Raw genomic sequence first — 341 nt, 5'->3', positions numbered from 1 at the left:
CGTACATCTGCGTCTGAAACATCCCGGCCGGCCAGACGGATGTTGGCCTCCAGCGTATCGTTGAAGAGATACGTGTCCTGCGCCACCAGCGCGATATGACTGCGCAAGTCAGCGAGACGAAGCCGGCGCAAGTCGACGCCGCCCAGCGTGATGACGCCTTGCTGCGGATCCCAGAAACGCAGCAGCAGATTGGCGACCGTCGACTAGCCCGCGCCGTACATCTGCGTCTGAAACATCCCGGCCGGCCAGACGGATGTTGGCCTCCAGCGTATCGTTGAAGAGATACGTGTCCTGCGCCACCAGCGCGATATGACTGCGCAAGTCAGCGAGACGAAGCCGGC

1 protein-coding gene and 1 pseudogene are annotated in these 341 nt (G+C 62.2%); both read right to left on the bottom strand.

Going from position 1 to position 341, the window contains the following annotated elements; translation table 11 throughout:
* A pseudogene (locus ACRXB1_RS37485) lies at positions 1 to 203 on the bottom strand (thiol reductant ABC exporter subunit CydC); the annotation flags it as partial.
* On the bottom strand, positions 109 to 341 hold a 233-nt coding region (locus tag ACRXB1_RS37480), incomplete at its 5' end, for a hypothetical protein (RefSeq protein ID WP_449494950.1). The gene ACRXB1_RS37480 and the pseudogene ACRXB1_RS37485, both read right to left, overlap by 95 nt.

The organism is Caballeronia sp. M23-90 (assembly GCF_053574605.1).
Note: the sequence above shows the minus strand (reverse complement) of the source record. Positions and strands in the feature narration are given on the sequence as shown.